18 protein-coding genes and 1 pseudogene are annotated in these 24,660 nt (G+C 61.8%); 2 read left to right on the top strand and 17 right to left on the bottom strand.

The window, feature by feature from the left end:
* Window positions 1-262, top strand: a pseudogene (locus HS053_RS21175) (hypothetical protein); the annotation flags it as partial.
* Window positions 263-375: 113 nt separating this feature from the next.
* On the opposite strand, the gene brxL reads toward HS053_RS21175, so the two are convergent.
* The 10 genes from brxL to HS053_RS21120 all read right to left on the bottom strand — a co-directional run bounded on the left by brxL (window position 376) and on the right by HS053_RS21120 (window position 16,956).
* Entirely contained in the window at window positions 376-2,478 is a 2,103-nt protein-coding gene (brxL, locus tag HS053_RS21170; RefSeq protein ID WP_206677664.1) for a BREX system Lon protease-like protein BrxL, read from the bottom strand.
* A complete protein-coding gene (locus HS053_RS21165; RefSeq protein WP_174213223.1) occupies window positions 2,475-5,003 on the bottom strand; it encodes a PglZ domain-containing protein in 2,529 nt (842 codons plus the stop codon). The genes brxL and HS053_RS21165 overlap by 4 nt, the downstream gene beginning before the upstream one ends.
* On the bottom strand, window positions 5,000-5,944 hold the full coding sequence (locus HS053_RS22230) for a hypothetical protein (protein ID WP_206677663.1): 945 nt from the start codon (window positions 5,942-5,944) through the stop codon (window positions 5,000-5,002). The genes HS053_RS21165 and HS053_RS22230 overlap by 4 nt, the downstream gene beginning before the upstream one ends.
* Window positions 5,945-6,888: 944 nt before the next feature.
* The gene (locus HS053_RS22225; RefSeq protein ID WP_206677662.1) at window positions 6,889-9,177 is read right to left on the bottom strand and encodes an Eco57I restriction-modification methylase domain-containing protein; all 2,289 of its coding nucleotides are present in this window, start codon (window positions 9,175-9,177) and stop codon (window positions 6,889-6,891) included.
* 2 nt (window positions 9,178-9,179) lie between these two features.
* A complete protein-coding gene (gene brxC / locus HS053_RS21145) occupies window positions 9,180-12,806 on the bottom strand; it encodes a BREX system P-loop protein BrxC (protein WP_174213221.1) in 3,627 nt (1,208 codons plus the stop codon).
* Window positions 12,807-12,836: 30 nt separating this feature from the next.
* On the bottom strand, window positions 12,837-13,382 hold the full coding sequence (locus HS053_RS21140; RefSeq protein WP_241699977.1) for a BREX protein BrxB domain-containing protein: 546 nt from the start codon (window positions 13,380-13,382) through the stop codon (window positions 12,837-12,839).
* Between the two features lie 10 nt (window positions 13,383-13,392).
* Window positions 13,393-14,181, bottom strand: coding sequence for a BrxA family protein (locus tag HS053_RS21135; protein WP_174213219.1), 789 nt, complete (start codon window positions 14,179-14,181; stop codon window positions 13,393-13,395).
* 3 nt (window positions 14,182-14,184) lie between these two features.
* Window positions 14,185-14,688 carry a BrxE family protein gene (locus HS053_RS21130; protein ID WP_174213218.1) on the bottom strand — a complete coding sequence of 168 codons (504 nt, stop codon included), beginning with the start codon at window positions 14,686-14,688 and terminating at the stop codon, window positions 14,185-14,187.
* 113 nt (window positions 14,689-14,801) lie between these two features.
* Window positions 14,802-15,680: a WYL domain-containing protein gene (locus HS053_RS21125; RefSeq protein WP_174213224.1), complete on the bottom strand. Its 879-nt coding sequence runs from the start codon at window positions 15,678-15,680 to the stop codon at window positions 14,802-14,804.
* Window positions 15,681-15,801: 121 nt separating this feature from the next.
* Window positions 15,802-16,956 carry a tyrosine-type recombinase/integrase gene (locus HS053_RS21120; RefSeq protein ID WP_174213217.1) on the bottom strand — a complete coding sequence of 385 codons (1,155 nt, stop codon included), beginning with the start codon at window positions 16,954-16,956 and terminating at the stop codon, window positions 15,802-15,804.
* A 218-nt stretch (window positions 16,957-17,174) separates the two neighbouring features.
* Between HS053_RS21120 and HS053_RS21115 the strand changes: the two genes are divergently transcribed.
* Window positions 17,175-18,614, top strand: a complete 1,440-nt coding sequence (locus tag HS053_RS21115; RefSeq protein WP_174213216.1) for a DUF6880 family protein — start codon at window positions 17,175-17,177, stop codon at window positions 18,612-18,614.
* 407 nt (window positions 18,615-19,021) lie between these two features.
* On the opposite strand, the gene HS053_RS21110 is transcribed toward HS053_RS21115, so the two are convergent.
* The 7 genes from HS053_RS21110 to HS053_RS21080 all read right to left on the bottom strand — a co-directional run.
* A complete protein-coding gene (locus tag HS053_RS21110) occupies window positions 19,022-19,645 on the bottom strand; it encodes an SOS response-associated peptidase (protein WP_174213215.1) in 624 nt (207 codons plus the stop codon).
* A gap of 166 nt (window positions 19,646-19,811) precedes the next feature.
* The gene (locus HS053_RS22555) at window positions 19,812-19,937 is read right to left on the bottom strand and encodes a hypothetical protein (protein WP_277817085.1); all 126 of its coding nucleotides are present in this window, start codon (window positions 19,935-19,937) and stop codon (window positions 19,812-19,814) included.
* Window positions 19,937-20,311 (bottom strand): hypothetical protein, encoded by a 375-nt coding sequence (locus HS053_RS21105; RefSeq protein WP_174213214.1) that lies wholly within the window; start codon window positions 20,309-20,311, stop codon window positions 19,937-19,939. The genes HS053_RS22555 and HS053_RS21105 overlap by 1 nt, the downstream gene beginning before the upstream one ends.
* Window positions 20,311-21,660, bottom strand: coding sequence for a hypothetical protein (locus HS053_RS22445; RefSeq protein ID WP_241699976.1), 1,350 nt, complete (start codon window positions 21,658-21,660; stop codon window positions 20,311-20,313). Before HS053_RS22445 ends, HS053_RS21105 begins: the two co-directional genes overlap by 1 nt.
* 9 nt (window positions 21,661-21,669) lie before the next feature.
* Window positions 21,670-21,969 carry a hypothetical protein gene (locus HS053_RS21090; protein ID WP_174213211.1) on the bottom strand — a complete coding sequence of 100 codons (300 nt, stop codon included), beginning with the start codon at window positions 21,967-21,969 and terminating at the stop codon, window positions 21,670-21,672.
* Window positions 21,970-22,033: 64 nt separating this feature from the next.
* The gene (locus HS053_RS21085; RefSeq protein WP_174213210.1) at window positions 22,034-22,789 is read right to left on the bottom strand and encodes a LamG domain-containing protein; all 756 of its coding nucleotides are present in this window, start codon (window positions 22,787-22,789) and stop codon (window positions 22,034-22,036) included.
* Window positions 22,789-24,660, bottom strand: a 1,872-nt coding sequence (locus HS053_RS21080) for a sialate O-acetylesterase (RefSeq protein ID WP_206677660.1), incomplete at its 5' end; no start/stop codon positions are given. The genes HS053_RS21085 and HS053_RS21080, both read right to left, overlap by 1 nt.

Genomic DNA, 24,660 nt, shown 5'->3' with positions numbered 1-24,660 from the left:
AGCCGCATCGACGACCTGCTGCCCTGGAACTTCAAGCCGTCAAGATAAGCTGACCGTGGTGGCCAGCGACCGCTTACATGGCAGCTCGGTCTGGGTGCGTGTCGTCGACGAGGTTTCCGGCGCGGTCTTCGAGCAGGAGATCACCGCCGACCTGCCCGCCGTGACGCAGTTCCTGTCACCACGGCTGTTCCTGAACACCGGCGCTACAGCCGCCGCCGTCGCCTACGACTGCGCCGGGGTTTATCTGGAGACGGACTTCTGAGCTGTCCGATCCGTACACGGGTGCCGGCAAGCTGCTGGTCAACAACTGCTTGACCGGCTGGGCCACGATGATTCGAGAACAGGCGCGGGCGTGTCCAGAACCCTCGTCTAGCCCTATTCCGGCATACCGGTTCTAAAGATATCGACCTTCGTCTCGAGGCACTTCCTCAGGCTGAGATCGTTCGCACCAACTTCGAACCAGCTCCCAGGTCGTTGATAGAAGTCGAGTCCCCTCCCGATCTTTATGACCCAGCCATTGTCCAGTCGAATTTCCCGGTCGTGCATATTTGGGTTCAGCTTCGCACTAAGCACGACGTCCATTTCTAGGAGGCTTTGCTTCAGATCCTCAATCTTCTCAGAGATGTCTGCGAGTTGAGTTTTGTCGTCGTAGCCAGTGATCAGATTGATCGACTTGACCGTCCCCGATTTGAGGCAGGTCTCGCAGAAGCGAACAAAGTTCTGAATTTGATGAGGCAGGCGAATATAAGGGTCCTCAATCGTGACCGCCTTGGCTCCGCGGATATACGGTCCCATGATCGACTCGTAGCTGTGCCCGGTGTCGCCATAAAGAATTGTGAAATGCTGTTCCTGCGGCTCTGCGGCAGCGGCCTCAGCCCGAGCTTCATCGGCGGACGACTGGACAGGCGTGGCGGAAGGCTCAGACTTAGCCGGATTGGGCCGCGCCGCACGTGGCTTGGACGTATCTTCCGTCTCATCCGCTTTGAGACGCCGGCGCTCTGGCTGCTGTGTGGCGAGCGCATCTTTGGACTCAGGGCAAAAGACGACGATTTCCTCTCCGCTCGCCCCGAAGTAAGACAGGTTGATGCGCGCAAACTCGTCATCAGGTTTGCGCTTGTTCATTTGCTCCTTCACCCGGCGCCGGCATTCGGTCGCATATGCGACGTACTCCTCAAACTCCTCGTCGGTGGCGCCGCTGTCCGGGTGTAGGATCTTCAAGAAGGCCGCTACCGTCTTCTTGATGCCCTTCTCGTCCCGCCCCTCAATGGCCTTACCGAGTCGGATGCGGCGACTGACCTCTTCATACCGGTTCGTATGCTTAAACTGGTAATGGAAGGCCTCGGCTAGATAGTCGGTAATGAAACCATACCGGTTCGTCAGAAACTCGCTGCTGTTCTTGGGCATCTCCCAGCCTGGGATATACGCGGCGAACCGGTCCATCACCGCCAAGTCCAACTCAGGCGGTAGCGGCTGGAAAAGGTCGTACTCGGTCGAGTTGACGACCTGTTCGACCGAAAGATCGATATTTCCGACGAAGCTCAAGCTCGCGTCGGCAATCACCTCCGCGCCGCGCGAGAAGCGGCCATTGGCCATGAAATCCTTCATGATCTGGATAGTGTCGGGATCGCGCACTTTGATCCCTCCCACCTCGTCGAATGCCACGGTGTCCCAATAGCCTACGAGGCCGACCTTTCGCCGGGCGTTGTTATAGAAGAGCGTCGCCTTGGTCGCTTGACCGCCCGAGATTAGAGTGGCGTAAGGCGAAAATTCGCTGAAGAAATAGGACTTACCTGTGCCGCGCGGGCCGAGCTCGATGTAATTGTAATTCGGCTCAACTAGAGGCGCCAGTCGCGCGATGAAATGTAGTTTCACCCGCTTGGAGAGCTTGGCCGGCTCCAGCCCCACCGACCGCATAATCGCGTCGAGCCACTCGTCCCGCGAAAACGCCTTCCGGCCTTTCGCGTACTGCTCAAAATCAAAGCGTGAGAGTTGAATTGGGCGCAAGTCCTCGATGTAGAAGGCGTAGTCATCTTCTTCGATCGCGTTGTGCGCCAGCGTCACCTCCGCCCATATCCCCCCCTCGAGCAGGCGATCGTTGTCGCGGTAGAATTTCTCACCGACGGCGATACGCTGCGAGTTGAAGTTTTCCAGCGACGCCCAGTGGCGCTTCTCCTTCTCGACAAATCGGACATGCACCTTGTCGATGAATCGGTGCTTTCCTTTGGTCGCGACCTTCGATTGGGCTGCATTGGCCTCATCGGGGCGGACGTAATTGTCCTGTAGCGTCGCGAGAACGGCCTCCATCCCCGCGTCGATCTCGGCCGGATCGTCGCTGGCGCAAAAGCGTGCGAGGAGGAACTCCAGCACGAATGTCGGCACGTTCGTGCCCTTCTTGATCCGATGCAGCAGATCCTTGCGGACGACCTTACCGTCGAACGCCGAGGTCAGCTGCCGATCGAGTGCATCCAATTCGCTCATACAGTGTAATCCGTTTCGAGAGTGAGGGCGCTGAAGCTCGCCAGTGTCGTTGGATTGAGCGCTTTGACCGTGAACTTTCCTTCGAAGTCCGGTTCCATCCGCAAAGCGATCTGCTTGCTCTGACCGGGCATGAGTGTGAACGTGCGCGTGGCGGGATTCACGTCGCCGCCCGGGCGAGGCTCGCCCACGACATTGCCTTTGGCGTCTTGGGCTTCGATCAGCACCTCGACGCTTACACCCTGCGAGAACATGTCGTCGGACTGCACCCGGATATCGATCACAGGCACGCGCGTCGTGGTGCGCTTGGCGCCGTTCTTATAGGAAAGCATGACCGTCACCCTACCGACTGCCGCAGGCTCATTGGTGTCCAGCCGCGCCACCAGCACCGGTACAACCGCTTCGGCGAGCGACGCGCCGCCGTGGAAATAAAGGTGTCCCGCCCGATAGGGCGCCATGCTCCGAGGCAGGGCGACCCGAGCGAAATCACCTCGAACGCCTAGCTTCTCCGCTCCGATTACCGTGCTGTGCGTGTCAGCATTTCCGTCACCCAACATCATGCGATCATGTGCGGTGATTGGCCAATTGCCCTGGGGTTTGATGCACACGTCACCTGCTTCCGCCTGGGCATTCAGGAAGAAGCCGTGGTCAGTCGCGATGACCGCGTCCCTGAACCTCATCCCGCGAAGCTTATGCAGCGCCACGCGGATGAGCTTCAGCGTCCCTGGGATCAGGCCGAGGGTAGTCTCGGGGTTGCTCTCCAGCTGGCTGTCGATCTCGGTGGACCTCAGAACGAGAAGGTCGACCGTCTCGGAGATTTTCGGCTTGCCGCGAACGAAATCGTTGAGCGGCATCTCCTGGAACCGATCGCCCAACCGTTTCCTCAGAACGTCCATGCGTTGGCTGACGTTGGCGACACGCGCTCCGCCCAGTTTTGGGACCAGCGAGTCCCCCTCCAGGCTGAGCGTCAGCTCCGTCCGCGCGCCGGGCAGCAGGCTGGCCATTCCCACCGGCGTGATCGTTGGAAGCTGGGCGTAAGCCGCCTGCAGTTCAACCGGTCCGTCTTCGGACAGCATCTTCTCCAGCGCCACGCCGAGTTCGTAGCGCAGCGCATCAATCATCAGGTAAGCGATCCGTCGTCCGCCCTCCTTCAGGCGATCCGCTACAAAGCGATCGAAGATGTCGGCATTGGCGAGCCGTCCTGGCGGCGTCCAGCCAGTCGTCTCGAGGTGTTTGACGAAAACGGCTTGGACTCGCTCGGCGAGACGACGATAGCGGGCTCGCGCCTCATCGATCACCTCTTGCATCAGGCCATGCGGATCCAAGAAGTCTCCGACCGCCTGCTCGAATTCGCGCTGAAGGCGATCGGCCTCCCGTAGGCTCCCCAGATAGAATTCCAGCAGATCGGCCTGTGAACGCGCATTTTCCGGCAGTTGCCGCTCATAATCGTCGCAGGCCTCGATGAGGCTGAGACCGGCACGAACCAGCTCCCATTGGGCCTGGCTTTCGCCCTTTCCAAGCCACACGGAGTTCTTGTGGCGGGCCAACACGCGACGGGCGGCATCCATGTCGTTGGCCACGATTCCCTTGATCGCAGCCTTAAGAAAGGTTCGCTCCTCGAACGGGAACGTGTCCCGCTCACCCAGGTCATCGATCGAACTGCACCGATCCGGCAGATCCAATTCGGCTTCAATCGCCTCGGCTCGTTCTATGTAGGTGTTGCGTGCATTTGGGTTGTTGCGCAGCCGATCGCAGACATCCTCGACGATCGGTTTCGCCTGGTTCGGCGCATGTGGCACGTCTTTCAGCGACGCCGGCAGCGCGACCGGCAGGTCGAACACGAATTCGCTGAAAAGCACATAGCGCCAAAGTTCGTCGGCGAGGGCATTCCACGTCTTGCCCCTAGTCTTGACGCTCATGTCCAGGGTCGCCCTCAGAAACTCACGGGCTTCTTCGCCCCATCCCTCTTGAGCCTTAAGCGCGTCGACCTGCGCCACACTGGGCGCGAGCAGAGCGACGAGGATTTCCCGTCCGGACTCGACCTTCAAGGCGGCGCGCAACTGCGGCCAGCTGGCGCCGCCGCCAATCGCATCGATGACCGAAAAGGCCGGGCCCGAGGGCGAACCCGCGAAAACACGGCGAACCTCGGTCGAATGATCGGGCTTCGCGCGTAGGCAGAGGCTCAGATAGTCGTCGCCGTCGTCACGCGGAAACCTGGCGCCGCTGGCGGCATAGATCGAGAATGGATCGACCTGCTGTTCCTCCTCCGTCTCCGACCGCCGCTTGGGCACGTAGATCAGAACCGCATCCAGGTCGCTCTTTGGTCGGCCGACCTCGCGCAGCGCTTCGATCGCTGCCAGTCGGCTTTCGATGCTACTTTCCGATGCGTCGACCACCCGGACCCGCTCGTCCTCAAGGCTGGCGCAAATTGCCTGATAGCGCCGGTCTGGATCATAAACGACCATGCAGCCTGCCTCGAGCAATCGGGGGCGTAGGATCGTGTCGCGGATGAAAGCAGCGATACTCATGCGTCACCCCGCTTTTTTCGGGCCTTCTTTGGCTGGGCCTCGGGCTCGACGTAAAGGTGCTCCAGGTCGTGGGCGATGGCCAGCGACTTGTCGGCTTTGCACTTCTCCCGCACGCGGTCCGGCCAATAGGCCATGGCCAGGTGGGCCCAGTCGTAGTCGCCCTTCTCCAGCTTGGCCCAGGTGTCCTTCAGGATCTTCTGCCAGGGTTTGTGGCGGAACAGCTGCCACAGGGGCGCGGCGGTGATCTGGACGCCGTCGTCATGGTTCGGGCGATAGGTCGGGGCGATCAGCAGCAGGGTGTCGCGCAGCTCGATCAGCTCCAGCTCAAGGGCTTGGAGCGCCTCGAACGCCTTCTCGTCGTCGCGCGAGCGGGCAGCGCCCTTGTCGCGCAGCGTGGTGGCGTCGCGGCTGACCTGCTTCAGCTTCGGCTCCACGAAATCGTTGACGGCGGAGTAGAGCGTTTGACTGGTCAGGCTGGGGTAGTAGAACCACAGCGTATAGCTGCCCGAAGTCGTCGAGAGCGGCCAGTAGATCGGGGCCTTGCGGCGGCTCTTGCTGTATTGCTTCAGATGCAAGGGGAAGAAATCGCGCTGCAGCCAGCGGCGCACATCAGCGGGCACCGGGGCGTCGACGCGGGCGAGCACTTCCTCGATCAGGCGGGCGAGGTCATGCGGATGCCCCTGGTCGTCCACCAGGATGCCGGAATGGGCATGGAACGGCTCTGCTCCGTCAGGCAGCATGCCGGGGCTTTTGGCGGGCAACGGATCAAAGGGGTCTGGCTCGGGTGGGGCCTCGCGCTCTCCTGTGGCCAATCGCCAGTCGAAGCGGCCGAAGGCGACGCCAGCGGCCCAGCTAAGCAGACCGTCCGTCTGGTCGACCGCTTCGCCACCATCGTCGTCTTCGGTATCGTCAGCGTCTTCGTCTCCGTCATCTTCGTCCACCGCGCCAGATGACCCTAGCGCTGCAGCGCGATCCGCGTCACTGAACCCGTAAAGACCAAAGGCGATGTCATCGATCTCTGCCTGGATTCTAACTAGCTCAGCTTCAATCGACGGTGGGTCATAGTCTCCAAGACGTGCGCGCAATGCGTCGGGCAGGAGGAACGCGTGTGTAGTTTCGCTTGTAGTCTTCAGAACTCGCTTGAAAGACCACGCAGACCTAGCTAGCGCACCGAGCCTCGGTGAAATATGCGTTGGAACAGGAACTTTTTGTAGCGCGCCGATTCCAAACTCTGGATGGCCAAATCGTCCCAATAGCAATTTATACAGATAATCAAATGGCTTGCTGGCCATTAGTCCGAGTAGTGGAAGGAGATTCTCAGTCTCTTCAAATGCTACCGCACTCCGAACGCTGAATAGCGACCCACTAGGCATTGGATATGGCGAAAGCTCGGCTGCCCGAAGCGGCCAGGTGATACCTGGTCTTTTGTAAAAGTCAGGGCTCCTAATATTTCGCGACCAGTGTTTTCCATTGTTGACAATAGTGGCCCAGGACTTCAGCTGCTCCCCGTCGTGCTTCCAATTGACAAAGAGAGAAAGAACCCCTTGAAACTTTGAAGCTCCGCCGCCTCGGACAAACGGAAACCAAGTCTTAGTTTGTGACGTAGAATCTATCTCCCAGAAAGCTCTAACGAAGCGAAAATCATCTGACGTCTGGAGGCCAACACGGGCACAGCGGCTTTCAAGTTCAAATGCCGGAAGCAGATGGAAGCTGCCGCGCAGGTTCTCACTGCTCCAGTATGGGAATGGCGAGCCAGGGATTGCAGAGAACTCCTCAGGTGCTACCTCAAAACAATTTGCAGGAGTTTGGCCCACTCGAATGTCGGAGCACATGTCCAAAAGCGCTTGCTCTTTATTGACGGGTTCGGAGAGACGAAGAAATAGGGTCATGCTTGCTTCTCTAAGACGTAAGCGGCTGCTTCAACCATCGCGTCATCCATTACGCCGTGACCCATATCGGCCATTGCTTCAGGTTTCGCTGTGCCTAGCACAACGTTTTCGCGCCAACTTTGAAAGCTGGACAAGAAAAAGCAGGTTCGTGAAGTAATCGCACCAATGCGAGCACTTGTGCGCATTAACTCAAGGCCGCGTTCAACAAAGACAGCGAGCAAGTCATTCTTGCTGTTCGGATAAGCCTTGGAAATTTGCTCCTTAGTTCCAGAAGCCAGGGCCCCAAAGGGCGGGTTCATAACAACCACGTCAAACACCTCGCGGCAGTGGTCGATCATCCGCAGCCCTTGCAGTGCATCCTCTGCAAACAGCCGCCCCTGATAGGTGGAGCGCGCCGCGCGGGCATAGTCCGTCAGCGCCTCGCGCAGCCGTGCCTCGGCCTTCTGCCATTGCGCCATATCCTCCGCGCGGAAGAGATCGCCATGCTCACCAAAGACCGCGCGCACAAGGGCAGGCAATTCCTTTTCAACCTGCAGCAGCACCCCAAGCTCGGGCAGGCCCTTGAGCATGAACAGCGTCTGCTCGAACAGCTCAGCATCCAGGGGATCGAGCTCCTCCATGAACCGTTTGCGCAGGTCCACCTCGGCCGGGGGCGCGACGGCCGCCACCACATGGCCCTGGCCCACCTGCGGCCGGTCCTTGGCCTGCACGCCCGCCTGATGCCAGGCGCGCTGCGCCCGCAACCACAACGCCAGCGACGCGATCTGAGCCGCGCGCGGGTCGATATCGACACCATAGATGTTGTGTTCGATGATCAGCCGCGGCACGTCGTGCAGGAACGCGTCCTGGTCGGCGTAGGTCTGGCTGAGCGGTTTCAGATCGGCGCTGCCGCCGGTCTCGGTATCAAGGCAGCCGGGACCATGGGTCTGCTCCCACGCCCAGGCCTCACGATAAATCTCCAGAAATAGATCAAAGGCGTAGAGCCCGAAGTGCATCGACCCGCAGGCCGGATCGAGCAGCTTGATCGTGCGCGGGTCGCGAAGTTTCAGCGGCTTCTGAATGAGTTCGGGTTTACGCTCCCGATCCCCCTTCACCCGTGCGACGATCTCTTGGACGGCTGCCAAGAACCATTGTTCCTGGTAGACTTCGCCGAAGCCGCCATGCCGGTCTGCACGACACTCGAAAAACAGGCCGTCCCAGATCTGCTGGGTCGTGAGTGCGTCGATGCGTCCGGATTGCAGGTCTCGCCTATAGCCGTCAAAGTACGCCGAGCCGAGCGACTGACCCCTTAACTCAGATTGGTCGCGATCGTAGCCATTCACGCAGTGGGAAAACTCGATCATGGCTTGGACACCTTGGTCTGTGGTGTCGAAATTCGGCAGGTCCGATAGCTGGCCTTTCATGATGGCGTTAGCAATTCTCGCTGACGCGGCATCCTCGATGCTCATGTTTCCAAGGACAACAGTGTCAGGTTTCACCAGCAGGTACTGGCAGCGGTCACGCAGGCCGGTCTGTCCGCCCGTCCAGTTGAACCAGAGCCGCCCCAGCGTGTTGTCGACCAGGAACTCCACCACATAGCGCGGGGTGAAGAACTGGTTGCGCACCGCAAGCTCGCGGCTGTTGCGCGGCGCCTGGGACGCCTCGCGCATCGCTTTGCGCTCTTCCTTCGAGTTGAAGTACTGGTAGATCCAGCCGATCGTCTCATCTTCGGCCCAGAGCGGTTCGATCTCTCCATGGTTGATGAGGTTGAGGACCTGGATCAGCGCGGCCTCACGCGGGAACAGGCGGTCCTGGGGCGAGAAGCGGTCAAAGAGGCCGGGCAGATCCTGCGAAAGCTCGTCGAAGACACTCTGGAGATAGACGCGGTAAGCGTCGCCAGTTTCGCCCAGGCCGGTGCCTACCAGACGGGCGTAAAGCTGAAACCCCTTGGCCTGGTAGCCATTGCCGACGGACTCGATCAGCAGTCCACGCGCCTCGGCCATGCGCAGCGCCGCTAGGCGGTTGAGGACGGTGAAGGCCTGTTCGCGCACGATGCGGTCGAGACCCGCCTTCGTATCGGTGTCCTCGCCAGCACAATAGTGAGCCAGCGTATCGCGCAGAATCCGTGCCGTCTCGCACTGCTGATCGTCGATGTGGCGAAGGCTCGCCAACTGGGCGACCGTGCCGGAGGCCGGATCCATTCCGTAGTCATTCTGCAGCTGGCGCGTGAATTCTTCTTCCAGCGTGCTTCGCGCCGCAGTGACGAAGCGTTGGAGGCGGTTTCGGGTCGGCTGATCGAAGGCCATCGTCACTGGTCTCCTTCGACGACGAAGGAAACCTCGATCTCGTCGAAGAGCGCGAGCTGGGTTTTGATCTCGTTGAGCTTCAGGATTAGCGCGTCAAGATCGCTGGCGGACGAAAGTTTGGACGGCACCGCGATCGACCGTGCGAGCTTGCCGCCGCCTTGCGCCTTGTACTTTGCAGCCTCATCGTCGAGCTCCTGGCGGATGCGTTCTTGCCGCTGCCGGTTGATCGACCGCTTGATGTCCTCGAGAGTGCTGCTGATATCGTAGTCCCGGGCCAGCAGCTTTTTCAGGCCGGCCAAGTCGTGCGGAACGGCGAGAGCGAGTGCCTCAAGTCGATCTACGGCATTTCCGCGTTCTTCCTGGGTAAGCTCCGGCCACTCAGGCAGACGCTGGAGGTCCTCGACACCCTCTTTGATCCGAAGCTTCTGCTGATCACCCAGTGCGATCACGGACTCGCGGACACGCCCTTTGACGTGGGTGAGCAGAGAGTTAAAATCCGCGACATGATTATAGAAGTCGTCCGTCTTTAAGCGATCGGACAGCGCTGAGAGGTCTTCCCGAAGCTCGTTGCGCAATTCGCCGGGGATGCCCGTATCGGGAAGCGCTTCGACGTCCAAACGGTGCGACTGCAACTCCCGCAAGGTCCCATCAAGGCCACTGTCCAGCGAACGCTTTACCTCGAGCGCCCACATCAGGTTGTCGTATAGGGCCGAAGCCTCCGCGCCCAGGCGCTGCGGGGCGTCTGAAGCGTCAGTAAAGAGCACGTCGGCCAACTCTTGATTCATCACCTGGACGCGACCGCTCCCAGCGAGGCCGAGACCGCTCAGCTTCTCCGCCAGCGAGCCGTAGTCGTATTGAAACCGCGGGAAATGCTTGACGGTCGCCTTGCTGATTTCCTGCTCGAGGGGAATGACCGTGTCGCCGACCAAATCCGTCAACCGCTCGGCGGCCCGCGCAAGCGTCTCGTTCGACGGGCGCTCGTCCCGCAGCGCCACGCCGATCGGTTTGAATGAGTTGTTGGTCTTGAGCGCGTCAATCGCCTGTTGGCCCGCTGCCGTAACTTCTCGACCAGAAACCTTGAGCTTGATCTCTCCCGCCATCAGCATGGCGGCGAGGATGTAGCGCGTGGTGTCGGGCGACCATCCGAAGGGATCGCTACTGAAGTCATCGAGCAACCGCTTTCCATCGACGGTGCCCCGCCTGTCGACGTAGTCGCGAATGCTGATCATCGACTTGTGGTCGGAGCGGAACGTCGGACGTCCGGCGACCGTCTGCACCAAGCCGAGCGGATCCAGGCTGCTGCTGATCGCCGAAGGGTTGGCAACCTTCAGGAATTTCTCAGCAGTATCAGTGGCCACGCGGACCGGCGCCTCGCCATATCGGTCGAACACCTGCTCGGCGACATCGGCGAGGAGTTTCTTCGCAGCCTCCAGCAGGTCCACGTTGAGAGCTGAAACCGCGGTGGCCTGGCCTCGGAAAACGAACGACCCGCCCTGCAGGGTTTGCTTGATCTTGCTCTGCAATTGAACGGCAAGCTTGGCCGCCCGATCGAGTTGCCCCGCGCAATAGTCGCGGACCTCCTGGTCGGGTTCGTTGCGATGCAGCTCGGCGATGCGATGGCTGCGGTAAATCTCGTTGGCGAGGTCATCGAGTTCGGGATTCGTCCGCGCCAAAAGGCCGATGACGTTCCTGCCGGTACGACTGCGCGAGTCGTCGAGCATGCGGGTGCGCCCCGCGTCATAGTCCGCCGCCGGGATCAACTCGACGATTGTCTGGATAGCATTCTGATCGCCGGCAAGGCTGGTCACTGCACTACCCGTTTGCACCTTCAGGCCCGATGCAACGGCCAAGGTTCCATGAAGATTGACCCGCGGCAGCGGATCGAACACCTCGCGCAACGCGTCGTTGAAGACGCGCCTGACGTCCACCGAACGCAGCGCCAGGGCGCCACGCTCTTGCTCGATGTCCCGAAGCTTCTCGCTCAGGAAAACGAGGTTGCCGTCTTTCTCGCCGAGCGGAACGTGAACGTCGCCGAGCATCTCCTCGACCGCCTTTTGCACCGCCTCGAGCTGCGACGGGTCGGTAATCGATGGCTGCATCAGGCTGGCGACGTTCTGCACTGTCACCGGCAGGTTGCCGAGGATCTGCAAGACAGCGACTGACTTTGCGATGTCCTGATGCCGTTGCGAGTCCGGAAACCGAATGAGAGCCTTCCCGACCGCCTGATGGATCGACGGGAATGCGCGCCGAATGTCCTTCTCTAGTTCGTCGTAGAGCGTGACGGTCGTTGCGAGCCAGCCGACCGGCTGATCGGCCATCGCCATCGTCCCGCCCTCTCCCTTGAGCACGTCCTGCACCACCTTGATCGCGGACCGTAGACCAATGCCGCCGGTGGACTTCGCCAAGGCGCCCAGAAGGTGCAGCAGGATGTCAAAATGAGCGGGCAGGAACGGATAGAGCTTTATGAACGTCTCACGGCTGAAGTCCGCCTCGTAGTATTTGGCGTCCTGCAGCTTCGTTTTGTGCCGAAGTGCCTGGCCGTGGGCATCGAACAACTCTCCAAGTTGCTTCTCGCCCGCCGGGGACTTCCCAAGCAATCGGCGATAGCAGATCTCCTTGATGTCGCTGGATTCGAGGTCGATCTGGATCGGGAAGCGATCCTTGAGCTTGTAGAGCTTATCCGAATTCAAGGCCGCCCGCGGATCGTCCTCGGTCAAGGTTTGCTGCGCCGTGGAAATGATCCAGACCTTGCCGTCGCCAAGACGCTTAAGGTTCTTGGCCAAGCCATCTAGGTTGAGGATCAGGTTGTCGCGTGACGCTACATACTGACCGACTTCATCGATGATGAAGATGATGTTTGCCTTACCGCTCTTCTCGCGGACAATGTCGATCATCTCCTGGACACGCTGATCCTCAAACTGGAAGAAGCCCTCGGTGCTTGAAGAGAACGACTTCGCATCGGGGAACAATCCTGGATACATCTCATGGGCGATCTTCGGGATAAGCCCATCGATCGCGAGCGGATTGTTCTGAACGCGGTCCCAGGTCGCTCCAGGCAAGGCCTCTGCAACGCGGCGATGCAGTTCCTCCGTGCGATTGTCCTTTTCGATCATTCGCTCGAAAGCGGCTACTTTCAGATTCCGCGAATAGCCGGCCCACTGGAGGACCTTGAAATAGAGGACCGTGGAAACCTCTTCCATGGTCGCGCCAGCCAGCATCTCGCTAGCCAGATCGAGCAGGACTACGGCAGCCGGGAAACGTTGCACGACCGCGCTAAGCAACGCCTTGGTTTGCGGCTTATGCAGGCGATCCTGCAAGTGTTTGATGAATGGGGTCCCGTCGATCGTGCGATGATTATCGAAGGCTAGGCCGAGATACTTGGTGAAAGAGCTTTTGCCCGAGCCATAGAAGCCCGAAACCCAAACCCCGACCTCGTTCTGTCCACCCGCCTCCATGGCCAGCTGCATGCGATCAAGGAGTTTTCGGAACTGCTCCTCGATGCTCTCGGTCACGACATATTCGGAGATCTCAGCCTTCAGACGCCCTTCCTGCGCGGCACCATAAGTGATGACCTTCTCGATCGTCCTGTAAATATCCTTTGACGGATCGAATATTTTGCGAATGTTCACGGCGTAGTCCCCCAGCCTTTTCTTAACTCTCTAGCCGCCAACATGGACGGACCGGTAGTTCCCATCTTCCGGGTAAAAGCCCAGAAACTTCAGACGGGTTTTTCCGGTTCGAACGCCGGGATAGAGGAACACGGTTGGTACATAGAATTGGCCTTGCAGCTGGCTCTCTATCGCGCCGATGCGCAAGAACGGATGTAGCGCCTCGAGGTCCGTCACGAGGAGCAGCGCGTTCGGCCTGGCTTCGAGCGGCCTCAGCGCATCCTCGAGGCGCCGAAGCAGACCGCCTCCCGACGTGACAATATCGGCCAGGGCCTTATTTGTGCGTGCCCAGTCTTGGGGCGAAGCTTTGTCCTCCATCAGACAGAGGGACCAAAACGGATCGTTCTGAAGGATGTCCCAGAGGTTCTCCGCAATCGAAAACGGGTGAACGTCCCAGCCCTCTTGATGAAGCTTTGCCATCCATGCAGGCGTCTGGCGCTTCACCTCCAGGATCTGCTCTGGTGCAAAGATCAGATAGTAAATGGGTTCGAAGCTGGCATGGCCCAGCTCGCGCCCATGTCGGATGCGCTCGCGCAACTCGTCAAAGTCATCCCTGAGAGAGGGCATCGCAAAGCGCCTCCATGCTAGGTTGTTTCCAGCTGATCCGAACGACGTCGCCCGCGGCCTGAATGATGAGGTGCCCCTTGAGAGAGAGCTTTTTGAGCTCATCCAACACATCCTCGCGAGCCAACCCAAAGAGTTGCCAATCAGGATGGGTCAGCAGGGCATTGTCTCCGATGCCCGCGAAATGAAGATCAAAAGCAAGATAGGCCGCAGCGGGATACGATATCCTGAATGGTAGTATCCGGCGGCTCGATCGCAATCCGCGCTCAAGCAAACCATAGTCCGCACAACATCCGGTCAAATAAGCGGAAACCCGTCTTACTGTTGACTCCGACCAGCGTTTTGCCGTCTTTCCATCGTCGATCGCGCGCTCGACGAAGAGCCGTGCCTCTTCATTGGAAACCTCAACGTAACCACCGGCATATCGGACCCAATAAACGTTACCAATAAAATCGTTTAAAATCGGGTTAGCTCGACTCGTGAATAACAACATCAGCTGCGCAACATCTGAACCAGTAACGGCACCACCGATTTTCTTCAAATGTTGAGCTGGCGCACCGTTTGAAACGAGGTAGCGAGGTGCGAAGCATTCGAAGACAATGTTGCGAAGACGCCGAGCGGTGACGTTCGGAAACCTGCCGGAATCAAGAGCAACCTGACAAAGCTGCGACACGGACATGCCCGGCGACCACAATTCTAGCAGCGCCTTCGTCTCGCTCACGAGCCCCAACCCTGCTTGCAACTGAGTCGTGTAGAGAACGTCCTTTGCCATCGCTTATCTCACCAGGTACGGAAAAGATTGGGCGTTGGACGAAAACGCCGAGCAGTAAACCGAGGCAATCTCTGTCAGGTGGTCGGCAAAATCCCTCACATTTCCGATTGAAACAGGGCCGACGCCACCCTTCATTGCAGCGCCAGTCATATCGGTGAGCATGGCGAGCGCAGTCTGTTTATCTCGATAGAGCGCCGCAGGAGACCATTCTTCGCCCGCAGTTTGCACAAGCATGTGGAGATCCTGCTCTATCTCCTCCGGCAGACGAAAAAGGTGGTAAGTGCCGACACTCAGGTGTTCGTCGTGGAGGCGGCGGGCAGCCTCCACGACACCGTGATACTGGGCGACTTGCGGTGTCCTCGAAAAGATCGGCTTCAGAAAGAGGCGGCCCGACGACTCGTAAAACGCCGTCGGCCACCAACCAAACTGCGCTCGTTCGCCAAGAAAACCTACGAGCACTCTGGTTTTCAAAACTGTCTGAAGTGAAGCGGCCGAACTAATATCCATCACGAAATCCTATTCGGACAGCTGCCAAGTTAATGGCATGCAAGTTTTGATCACTAGGTGGGATTGCGAGGAAGCGTCGGCGTGTACTTTCCTGACCGCTACGATGGGCATCATTATTCCCCGCCCACATTTTGAATTGAGTTGCCGGCTAGATCAGGTGGCGAAAGAAGCACGATCTGCTGCTCCTGCGGGCGACGAGCAGCCGGATCGGTGTCGAGCCCAAGCCGCCTGAGCGCGTAGTAGAGGAGCGCGCGCCTCACCTTGATCTTTGCCTTGCCGCCCCGCATCCCGTAGTCGAGCGCGATGACCTTGGCCTGCGTCTCCGAGAGGTCAGGGTGGGGTCCGACCTCCAAAGTTACCTCGGAATGCCAGTCGCGATCTTCGTCGGCCGACGTTTCGCTTTCCCGTGATCCGCGGATGTCGAGGATCCGTGAGAGTAGGAAGTCCTTGAAGCAATCGTCGGTCAGGCAGAACGCTCGCGTATGCCAGCGGAACCCGTCGAAGGCGATGGCATGCGGCGCGATCCAGCGCCACCGGGGCTCCGGATTGGACAAGGACTGATACTGCACCTCGACCGCCTCGGATCGGCGGATCGCATCGACCACGGACCGAAGGGTTGCAGGGTCGACGCCACGCGCCGGGGTGGGGGCGGAATCGTAGGTGGGCAGACCCGCGATCCAGCAGTCGTCCTGATCGAGGATGCCGTCGGCGACTGATCGCAGTTGGGCGAGGTATCGACCGGCATCCAGCTTGTCGAACACTGGTTTGAAGCCAGGCTGGCGCACATAAGTCCGCAGGCTACGGTCATAGTCCATGTTGTGAGGGGCGAGGCCGATGTAGCGGCTCAGGTCGGATGACGCTTGGTTCACCGACAGCCCGAACTGCGTCATCACATCGCTGCGGTTCACATGCCCCTCCCAGAACAGGCGGAACTCGATGAACTCGAGCCTTTGCTCGACCCCCCAACGAAGCTCCGACCTGTCGTTGCTCACCACGCTCTCCCGTCTTCGGTCGATACGCATGGAAATTATGCGCGCCCATTTTCTGGGCTTTCCTAGACCGTAGCCGCGCGATGCTTGGGGATCAATCGAAAAGGGAAGGGTTGGCGCGCAATTATCCCAAGGATTGCCGCAGGTTCTGCGCGACGGCATCGGCCGCCATCCGCACGGGTTCCGCCGCGAGATGGGCGTACCGCGCCGTGGTCTGGACCTGCGTGTGGCCGAGGAGCTTGCCGATCATCGGCAAGCCCTGACCCGACGCCACGGCCGTGGACGCGAAGGTGTGGCGCAGGTCGTGGATGCGGACGTCCTTTACCCCGGCGCGGGCGCGGACGCGCTGCCAGAAGGGCTGGAGATCGCTCAGGGGCTTGCCCGGCAGAGTACCGGTGATCACCCAAGGGTTGCCGTCGACGTGCCGGGCGCCCCGCAGCAGGTCTACGACCGGCTGGCCGACGCGGACAACCTTCGCCCCCGTCTTGGAATCCGGCAGGCGCAGGGCAGGAACGTCGAGATCGACGTATGACCACTGCAAGGACATGATCTCGTTCAGACGGCATCCGGTCAGGATCAGCAGGCGGGCGGCGAGGATGGCCGAGGGCAGTTCCACCCCTTCAGCTTCCATTTCGCGCAGCACCTCGCCGATCCGGCGCAGCTCCGCCGCGCTCAGGAACCGTTCGCGTTTCTCCTCGGGGTATTTCCGGATGTGCTTGCGCGGGTTGGTCCCGTCCGGACGCAGTCCCCACATCTCGGACAGGCTGAACATCTTCGAGATCACCTCGAGGCAGCGGTTGGCCTGATAGGGGATGTGCCGCAGGTCGTGGTGGAACTTTGCGACGTCTGCCCGTGTGATCCCTATGACTGTCAACTGCCCGAGGGCGGGCAGGATGAAGCGCTGCAGGTTCCGGCGATACTCCTTGCCCGTGCTGGCCTTCACGCGGATGGCGATGTGTTCCTTGTCGAACCGCTCGGCCAGTTCCTTGATGGTGATAGCCTTGCGCCCGGCATCGCGTTCCGCGGCAGGGTCCTGCCCGTTGCGCGCGGCGGCGACGATGGTGATGGCCCGGGTGCGTGCCTGTTCGCAGGTCAGCACGGTGCTTGGCCCAAGGCTGATCCGCCGAGAACGGCGTCCGGCGCGGTATTGCACGACGTAGCCTTTCCGGCCGCTTGGCAGCACCCGAAGTCCGAAGCCAGGGATGTCGCTGTCCCAGACGAAGTATTCGGCGGCTTGAGCTTCTGCGGCATCGACGATGCGCTTTGTGAGTTTGGGCATGGGAGATCGGCTTCCGGGTTGTCTGGCTTCCACAGTGCGCAATGCGGATGCATAGTCAACGAACACATTGATATTGCGTAGAAAAAGGAAAATCCGCGCAATCTCACGCAGGGGCTGCATCGCAGTCGTGAGCGGAAAGGATGGTCCGCACGAATCAGAACGCAGGTTCCGGTAACCCATTCGCGCTGCTAAGGTCCGCGAAAAGAAACGGAATCCCGATGGCGTCGAAATCCACCCTCAATGCAAAGAACCTGGAGGCGCTGGGCACTGAGCGTCTGGCGCAACTGCTGATCGAGATCAGCACCGGTGATGTCGCGGCCAAGCGCAAGCTGCGCCTGGCCCTCGCCGGAGCTGAGGGGCCGAGGGAGGCGGCGCGGGAGATCACCAAGCGGCTGAACTGCATCGCAAAGGCGCGGACCTTCGTGAATTGGCAGAACCGCAAGCCGCTGGTGAAGGATCTTAAGACGCAGCGCAGCGCCATCATGGAACAGATCGCCCCGCATGATCCGGGTGAGGCGCTGGCCCTCTTGTGGCGGTTCATGGGACTGGCCACGCCCGTGTTCGAACGCTGCGACGACAGCAGCGGCACTGTCATCGACATCTTCCACCAGGCCTGCGCCGATCTGGGCGAGGTGGCCAAGGCGGCGGGTCCTGCGCCCGAGGCGCTGGCGCGGCAGGTTCTCGACGCGCTGCAGGACAACGGGTTTGGCCAGTATGACGGGCTGATCGCGATCATCGCCCCGGCGCTTGGCGCCGACGGCGTCGCACATCTGAAAACGCTGGTCGAGGAACTAGGGCGCACGCCCGTGCCGGTGCCGCCAAAGAGCGAGTGGCAGGCCGTCGGCTGGGGCAGCGGCGGCACGCGCTATGCCCACGAGATGGAGGAACGCGCGCGGCAGAGCACGGTCGAGATGGCGCTGAAGGACATCGCCGACGTCCAGGGTGACGTCGATGGCTTCATCGCCCAGTACGACCCGAAGACCCGAAAGGTGCCAAAGATCGCGGCCGAGATCGCGCAGCGTCTGCTGGCGGCTGGCAGGGCAGGGGACGCGCTTGGTTTCATCGAGCGGGCCGAGGTGGACAAGGCGCGCTGGATCCCGCCGGAGTGGCAGGACGCCCGACTTGCCGTGCTGGAGGCGCTTGATAGGAAGGACGAGGCGCAGGCGTTCCGCTGGGCATGTTTCGAGCGCGACCTGTCGGGCGAGCACCTGCGGGCCTATCTGAAGCGTCTGCCGGATTTCGAGGACATCGAGGCCGAGGAGCGTGCGATGGCGCATGCCGCCGCGCATCCGGACCTGCTTGCCGCCCTGGCCTTCTTTCTGAACTGGCCATCGCTTGCCCATGCCGCACGATTGCTGATCGACCGGCAGGACGAGGTCGACGGCGATCACTACGAATTCCTGGCCCCAGCGGCCGAGACATTGGCAGAGAAGCATCCGCTGGCCGCGACAGTGGCGCTGCGGGCGATGATCGATTTCACGCTGACAGAGGGGAGGCAGAAGCGCTATGGCTATGCTGCCCAGCACCTGGCGAGCTGTGCCGATCTGGCCGGAAGGATCGAGGACTTCGGACCGGTCGAGCCGCACCTTGACTATGTCGTGCGCCTAAAGGCGGAGCATGGCAAGAAGACCGGCTTCTGGTCGCGGATTGACGGATGATTGCCGTGCTACCGGAAAATCATTCTGCCACCCGTTGGAAGCATGGTGGAAGCACGAGGGTGAAAACCGCTGCGCAATCCTGACAATCCGCGCGCAGGCCGGCCTCGGGGACCGGCTTCGCAACTGGCGGAAACCGCGCAAAAACTCGGGTTACTGCGCGATTGTTCATGGTTTGTTCGGCACGCCTCATAACCTGAAGGCCGCAGGTTCAAATCCTGCCCCCGCAACCAAAAATTCCAGTCTTATCAAAGACTTGGAATCCGGCAAAAACACTTGTGTATAGACACCAGCGTTTTACCTCAACGCCACCTCAACGTTTGATGTAGCGCGACACGAAGATTTGCAGTGTGCGACACGAAGATTTGCAGCAGCGCGATTTTCCTAAGGGCCGTCAAAGCGCCCGCGAATTACTGGACCGGCTCGATGAGATCGGCGCCCTCGTCCGCGATACCGAATCGGCGCACCGGGTAGTGATGCAGCCGGGTACCCGCACCGATCTCCAAATCATCGCTGCCCGCCAGCCACGCGGCTTGCTCCTCGGTGTTCAAGATCACCGGCATCCGGTCATGGATCGGCTCGACCGAGGCGTTGGCCGCCCTGGTCATCATCGTGCAGGTCAGCAGGCCCTGCCAGCGTGATGCCAGGCCTGCGACCCACAAGGTGTCGTCATTACCCGCCAGTCGGAAGAAGAAGGGCCGCTTGGCGCCCCGCTCGCCCTGCCACTCGTAGTAGCCGCCGGCTGGGATCAGGCAGCGCCCATGCCGCCAGACATTGCGAAAACTGGTCTTGTCGCGTGCCTCCTCGATCCGGGCATTGAAGGTGGTCGCCTTCCAGGCTTTGGCATTCGGCCCATCGAACCAGGACGGGATGAGCCACCAGCGCGCCATCATGGCCTCGGCAGGATGCTTTGCGACGATCAATACGTCTTGCGTCGGCTTAACGTTCCAGCGCCTCGGGAAGGGGTTGATCTTGAGCCAGGAGGTGTCGAGGCCGGCGCTCCTCATATCTGGGTCGACAAAACGTCCGCACATAGCATCAGCCACCGTGAAGAGAGGGATTGGCCACCCCTTAACGGGATCATTAACACCCAACTATAGGCTGCAGCAATGACGCCACGACTCTGGTCATATAGCATTTGCGCAGATCAGCGCGACCCGGACCGACCGGGATTGTCTGGGCAACTTTCGGATGGCCTGTTCAGGCTAGGTTGAAGACGGCTTCAATGGTGGTTTGAAAGCCTGCCATGACGATGCTGATTTCGTCGGGTGTGACTGCGGCTTCGAGATCGGCATCACCGCCCCAACCGCGTGGCAGATCGCGCATCACGCGGCCTGCTCAACCTGCGTCAGCCCCAGCACCGCCAGCGCGACCTGTGGATCGGTCCCGATCACCGCCGCCAGACGATCCGGCGCGGCCCAGGGCATCGCGTCCTCGCCCTGCCAGATGGCGATGGCGGCCTGTGCCCGTGCCGCAGCTGCCATATCGGCGCCCCAAGGTGGCACGGGCAGCGGCGACGCGGCGGCGGCGACGAAACCGTTGCTGACCATAGCTGAGGCCACAGCGTAGAGGGCGCCCGTGCCGTCCTGCCAGACAGGATCGCCGTAGGTCATCGCATCCTCGGGGCCGAGGCCCAGACACAGCGCCAGTTGGTTGGCGTCCCCGATCAGTGCCTCTGGGCAGGCAATTGTCACACGCATCAGAACGCTCCGGTTTTTGCGTTGGTGATCCTCTCGGCGACCTCAAGTTCGGTCGCGGAGAGAACGCGGTTGATGGCCAGAAGGCCGTAGATGCGGCCCGCAAAGTAGTTAACGGTATTGCCGCGAGAACCGATATAGAGGGCTGCTGTCTGGAAGACGCCCGATCCTTGGTCCTCGGGCGGGGCGACAGGGGTGCCCCGGTTTGCCCGCGACCAATTCAGGTCGGCCGCGATCTTGCCCTGCCCGGCCAAGACATAGGGCGTGTGGTCGTAGATATTGAGCAGGGCAATCTCGCCGCCAGCAGCGCCACCGCGCGATTTGAACCCGGCGTTTGCCATGCCCACCGCGTCCGGTGATCGCAAATAGAACTGGTTGTTGCTCGCGTTGGGCCCGATGACCAGCACGGTGCCGCTGCCGGGTCGCGCCGTCCGGGCCAGCCCCGCGACCACCGTCACCTCATCCGTCGCCCAGGCAATCGTCGGGCTGGCCAGCCCGTCATCCACCCCGTCGAAGGCCAGATACCATCGGTCGGCATAGCCCGGCTCGGTCACATCATATGGGCTGACGCTGGCCTGATAGACCGACCGCGCGGTGCCCCGCTCGATCTGCCAGCCCTTGACCCGCAAGGTGTAGTTGACCGCCGCCCCGCTCTCGGTGCGGATGTGCGGCCCCGCCTGGATGATGTTGCTGGCCGCATTGCTGACGGTGAGGGCGCGGAAAACCGTCGCGTCCGTCGCGCCATTGTAGAGCATCCCTGCACCTCCGGCATTGACCGTTACGGGCGCGGTGATCTCGGTCAGTTCGGCCCGGATGCCACAATCTGCCGGTGGCGTCCCGGTCAAGACCCGCGCGATGCAGGAAGCATACCATGGCTCCCCCTGCGCAGCGGATGCCTGGCCATTGCTGGCGGAGGCGGTCAAACCGATGAACGTATGGGCCGTGGCCGTCCCGACCACGTTGTAATCGACATAGGGCAGACCGCCCTCGGTGCCGGAGCCGATCTTGGTGACCGTGATCCCGTTGCTGGAGGCGCTGGCGATCCAATAGGGCGCGCTGGCCACGGAGGCGCTGCCATGGGCCAGATTGCGCAGCCCGGAGGCCGGATGCCGCCCCAGCGTGGGCCTTTTGGACGCGGTGGCTTGCGTCAGATGATTGCCCCGTCCCGAAAGATCGAGGACACGCCCCACGGGCTGACCGGCGGCGGTCACGGGGATCGACCCGCCGCTGTCCTCGAACAGACGGCCCCGGGTGGGCGCCAGGTCTTCGAGGAGTAGACCCTTGTCAGCAGTCCGAAAGAGCGAGCGCAGGCGGCGATCGGCGCCGGCAACTTGACCGAAGAACTTGATCATTGGGCGCCCTCACGCATGGCTTACGGCGCAGGCGGCGCCGGCGCCTTCGGACCAGGCCCAGACGCGCTTCGCGCCGGATACGCCCGGCCATAGATCGGCCAGCCAGACGCTGGCAGGCAGGAGTTGGCCGGGCGAGATGACATAGGTCGCAATGGTGTCATCCGGCACGCCCGCCGGCGCCGCGCCGGTGGTGGCGGTCAGTAGCACCGGATAGGCCGACTGACACTGCACGGCAATGGCGGCGACATCACCTGCGGTCAACTCGGTCCAACTGCGGATCGGGACATTGACAATGGCAGATCTTGGCATCGTGGTCTCCTCGGTTCGGGGTCCGGGTCAGCATCCGGGCGATTGCATTGATGGCGGGTTGCGGTCAGATCCCGGTGATGCCGACCGTGGCGGCATAGGCCGCCATGCCAGCATAGGCGGCGGTGACTTCGGCATCCGAGAGCATGCGGTTGTAGATCAGCACCTCGGCGATCTGGCGGCCCGCCGTGGTGTCACCGGCCGTGACCGCCCGGCCGATGCGCAACGAGGCGGCGCCGGGCTTGTATCGGGTGGTCAGATCGCCGGCCGTCCGGGTGTAGCTGTAGGCGGGAGATCGGGGGATGTCCCATTTGGCGACGCGGCCAGAGTGCCGCAGGCTCTGCATCGTCCAGGTCGTGGCCAGGATGGACTGCTCGGTCTGACTGGCGACGATCATGTCATTCGACGCCGTGTTGGTCATGTGCCTGGACTGGACATAGGGGCGACCGGTCGTACGGTAGAAGACCGTGCAGCCGGAAACGGACGTTTCGAGGTTGCCCACGATGAACGCGTTGGCCGCCGGCAACGCCGACAGCCGCGCGGTGATCAGCAGGCTATAACTGTCACCTTCGGCCTGCGTGATGCCGGTGTCGAAATAGGCCGTATCCGAACAGGTGGCATAGCCGCCCGCGACCACGGGTGCCCCGACCGCCGTCAGGGTCCGGCCAGATCCTGACAGGTCCGAGAGATAGCCGGCCCCGGCAAAGCGGTACGCACCGATCAGCCCGTCGATCACGGCAATGGCGCCGGGCAGCGCGATGCGCGGCAGGGCGGGGTTGTTGAAAAACACGCCAGGCAGTTGGCGCACGATGGTCTGGCTCATCAGATTTGCTCCGTTTGGATCTGCGATATCACGCACCAGTTGAACAGCTCGTAGGGCCGCCCGACCGCGTCGAGGTGGTAGGACTGGGTCGGATCGCTGTCGCGCAGACAGCCCCGCGCGCCCGACCAGCGGCCCGTCTCCTCGCCATTGGCGCCCCAGGCATAGCGCACCGTCACCTCCGCGCCCGGATCGGCGGCCAGCACGATCCGCACAGCGGTCGCGCCACGCAGTGCCACCGACTCAATGGTCAGGGCCGCGCCCCCCGCCGTCACCACCGTAAACCCATAGTTTCCGGGGTCGTTGACCCGGCCCGGGTCCAGCACCAGCGGGGCCACCGGCACATGATAGGTGATGTCGACAATGCGCCCGGCCCGCGTGGCCCGGATCGGCTCGAGAGGGCGCCACTCCCGCCCCTGCACGCAGACGATATCGGTGACCCTGGCATAATACTGGCTCAGCCAGCGGGTGGAGTGCGGCGGCAGATGCACGTCGTCGGCATTGTAGGCCAGATGATAGGTCGGCGCGACCAGCATGATCTGGTCGTGTTCGGTGGCGGCTTGCCATTGTGCGATGGCGATTTCGGGCGGGCGGCCGCCATCGCGGACGGTGTGGCTGGCCGTCTGATAGGTCAGCAGCACAGCCGGGTGTGTTTGGCCCGAGGCTGCATTGATGCTGTCGATCAGTGCCGCCAGCGCCGCCTTGTAGGTGGCAATCGGCGTGCTGTTGGTGGCGTCCGTCTCGCCCTGCAGCCACCAGATAGCGCCCAGCCCGTAGGTCAGCCCGCTGGCCAGCGCCAGCGCCCGGTGTTGCGCCACCGCCTGCAGCAGCCAGGTGTGATAGGTGGTGCCTGCCGACAGTTGTGCGATCGACCGCCCGCCATAGGCCGCGCAATGCGCCAGCACCCGCTGGCCGGTCTGCGCCCGCAGCATGTTGGCACCGCCATACGCGACGTTTTCGCCGAGGTTTGCGTTTTGCTGGATGTAGCGCAGCGGCTCAAAGGCCGCTGCCACAGGTGCCCCGGTCGGCCCCTGATCATTGACCGGGCCGTCGAAGAGACCACCCGAGGGCATCAGATTGTCAAAGGGCTGGACCGTGGTCAGGGCGAGCGTGGAGGCCACGCCGGCGGCCAGCGATTGGCCATAGACCACGATGGCCATGAGATCGGGGCAGATCACCGGGCGGGGCTGTGCCGGCAGGCCCTGGCGGCTGGCCCAGACCGCAAGATAGTCGTCCAGGCTCCCCTCGGCCGGGGTCAGACGCACCGCTCCGGCTGCATCGATCGACAGAGGCAGGCGGCCATGAGGGTCGGACACCGGTGCCCAGACAATATCGGATGGGGCTTCGACGGCCCGGTCGCGGCCGATTTCGACCTCCGCCACCTCGATCACCATGGCATCGCCATCGGGGCGATACCTTTGACCTGCGGCCTCGCGTCCGGCAAAGTCGACCTCGATCCCATCCGGCAGGGTGGCGCGCCGCACGCGCCCCAGCGCGTCGACCTCGACCGCCACAACTGCGCGCCCGTCCGGCAGGGTCTGCCCGTTGGTGACCCGGACCAGATCGGTGCGCGCCGCCACCTCGGCCGAGAGTTCTGAGCCAGGCGCCAGCTCGACGATCAGCGTCTGACTGGCGCTGCTGTCCCGCCGGTAGATGCTGGGCCGGGCCAGGCCGTCCGATCCTCCCGCCCGCACGCCGAAACTCGACCCATCCGCCACAGCCGCCCGGCCCGCCGCGATGGTGTCGTAAAACGCGGCAGCACTGGCTGCCGTGACTGCTGCCGCCTCGGCTGCGTAGCGGTGGCCCGCCGCCACCTGCGCCTCCTGCCCGGCCACCGTGCGGTCGAGGCCGGTCTGCACCCGGTCTGCAGCAGT

The organism is Tabrizicola fusiformis (genome assembly GCF_013328815.1).
Lineage (GTDB): Bacteria > Pseudomonadota > Alphaproteobacteria > Rhodobacterales > Rhodobacteraceae > Fuscibacter.
This window is presented reverse-complemented; position numbering and strand designations above follow the sequence as displayed.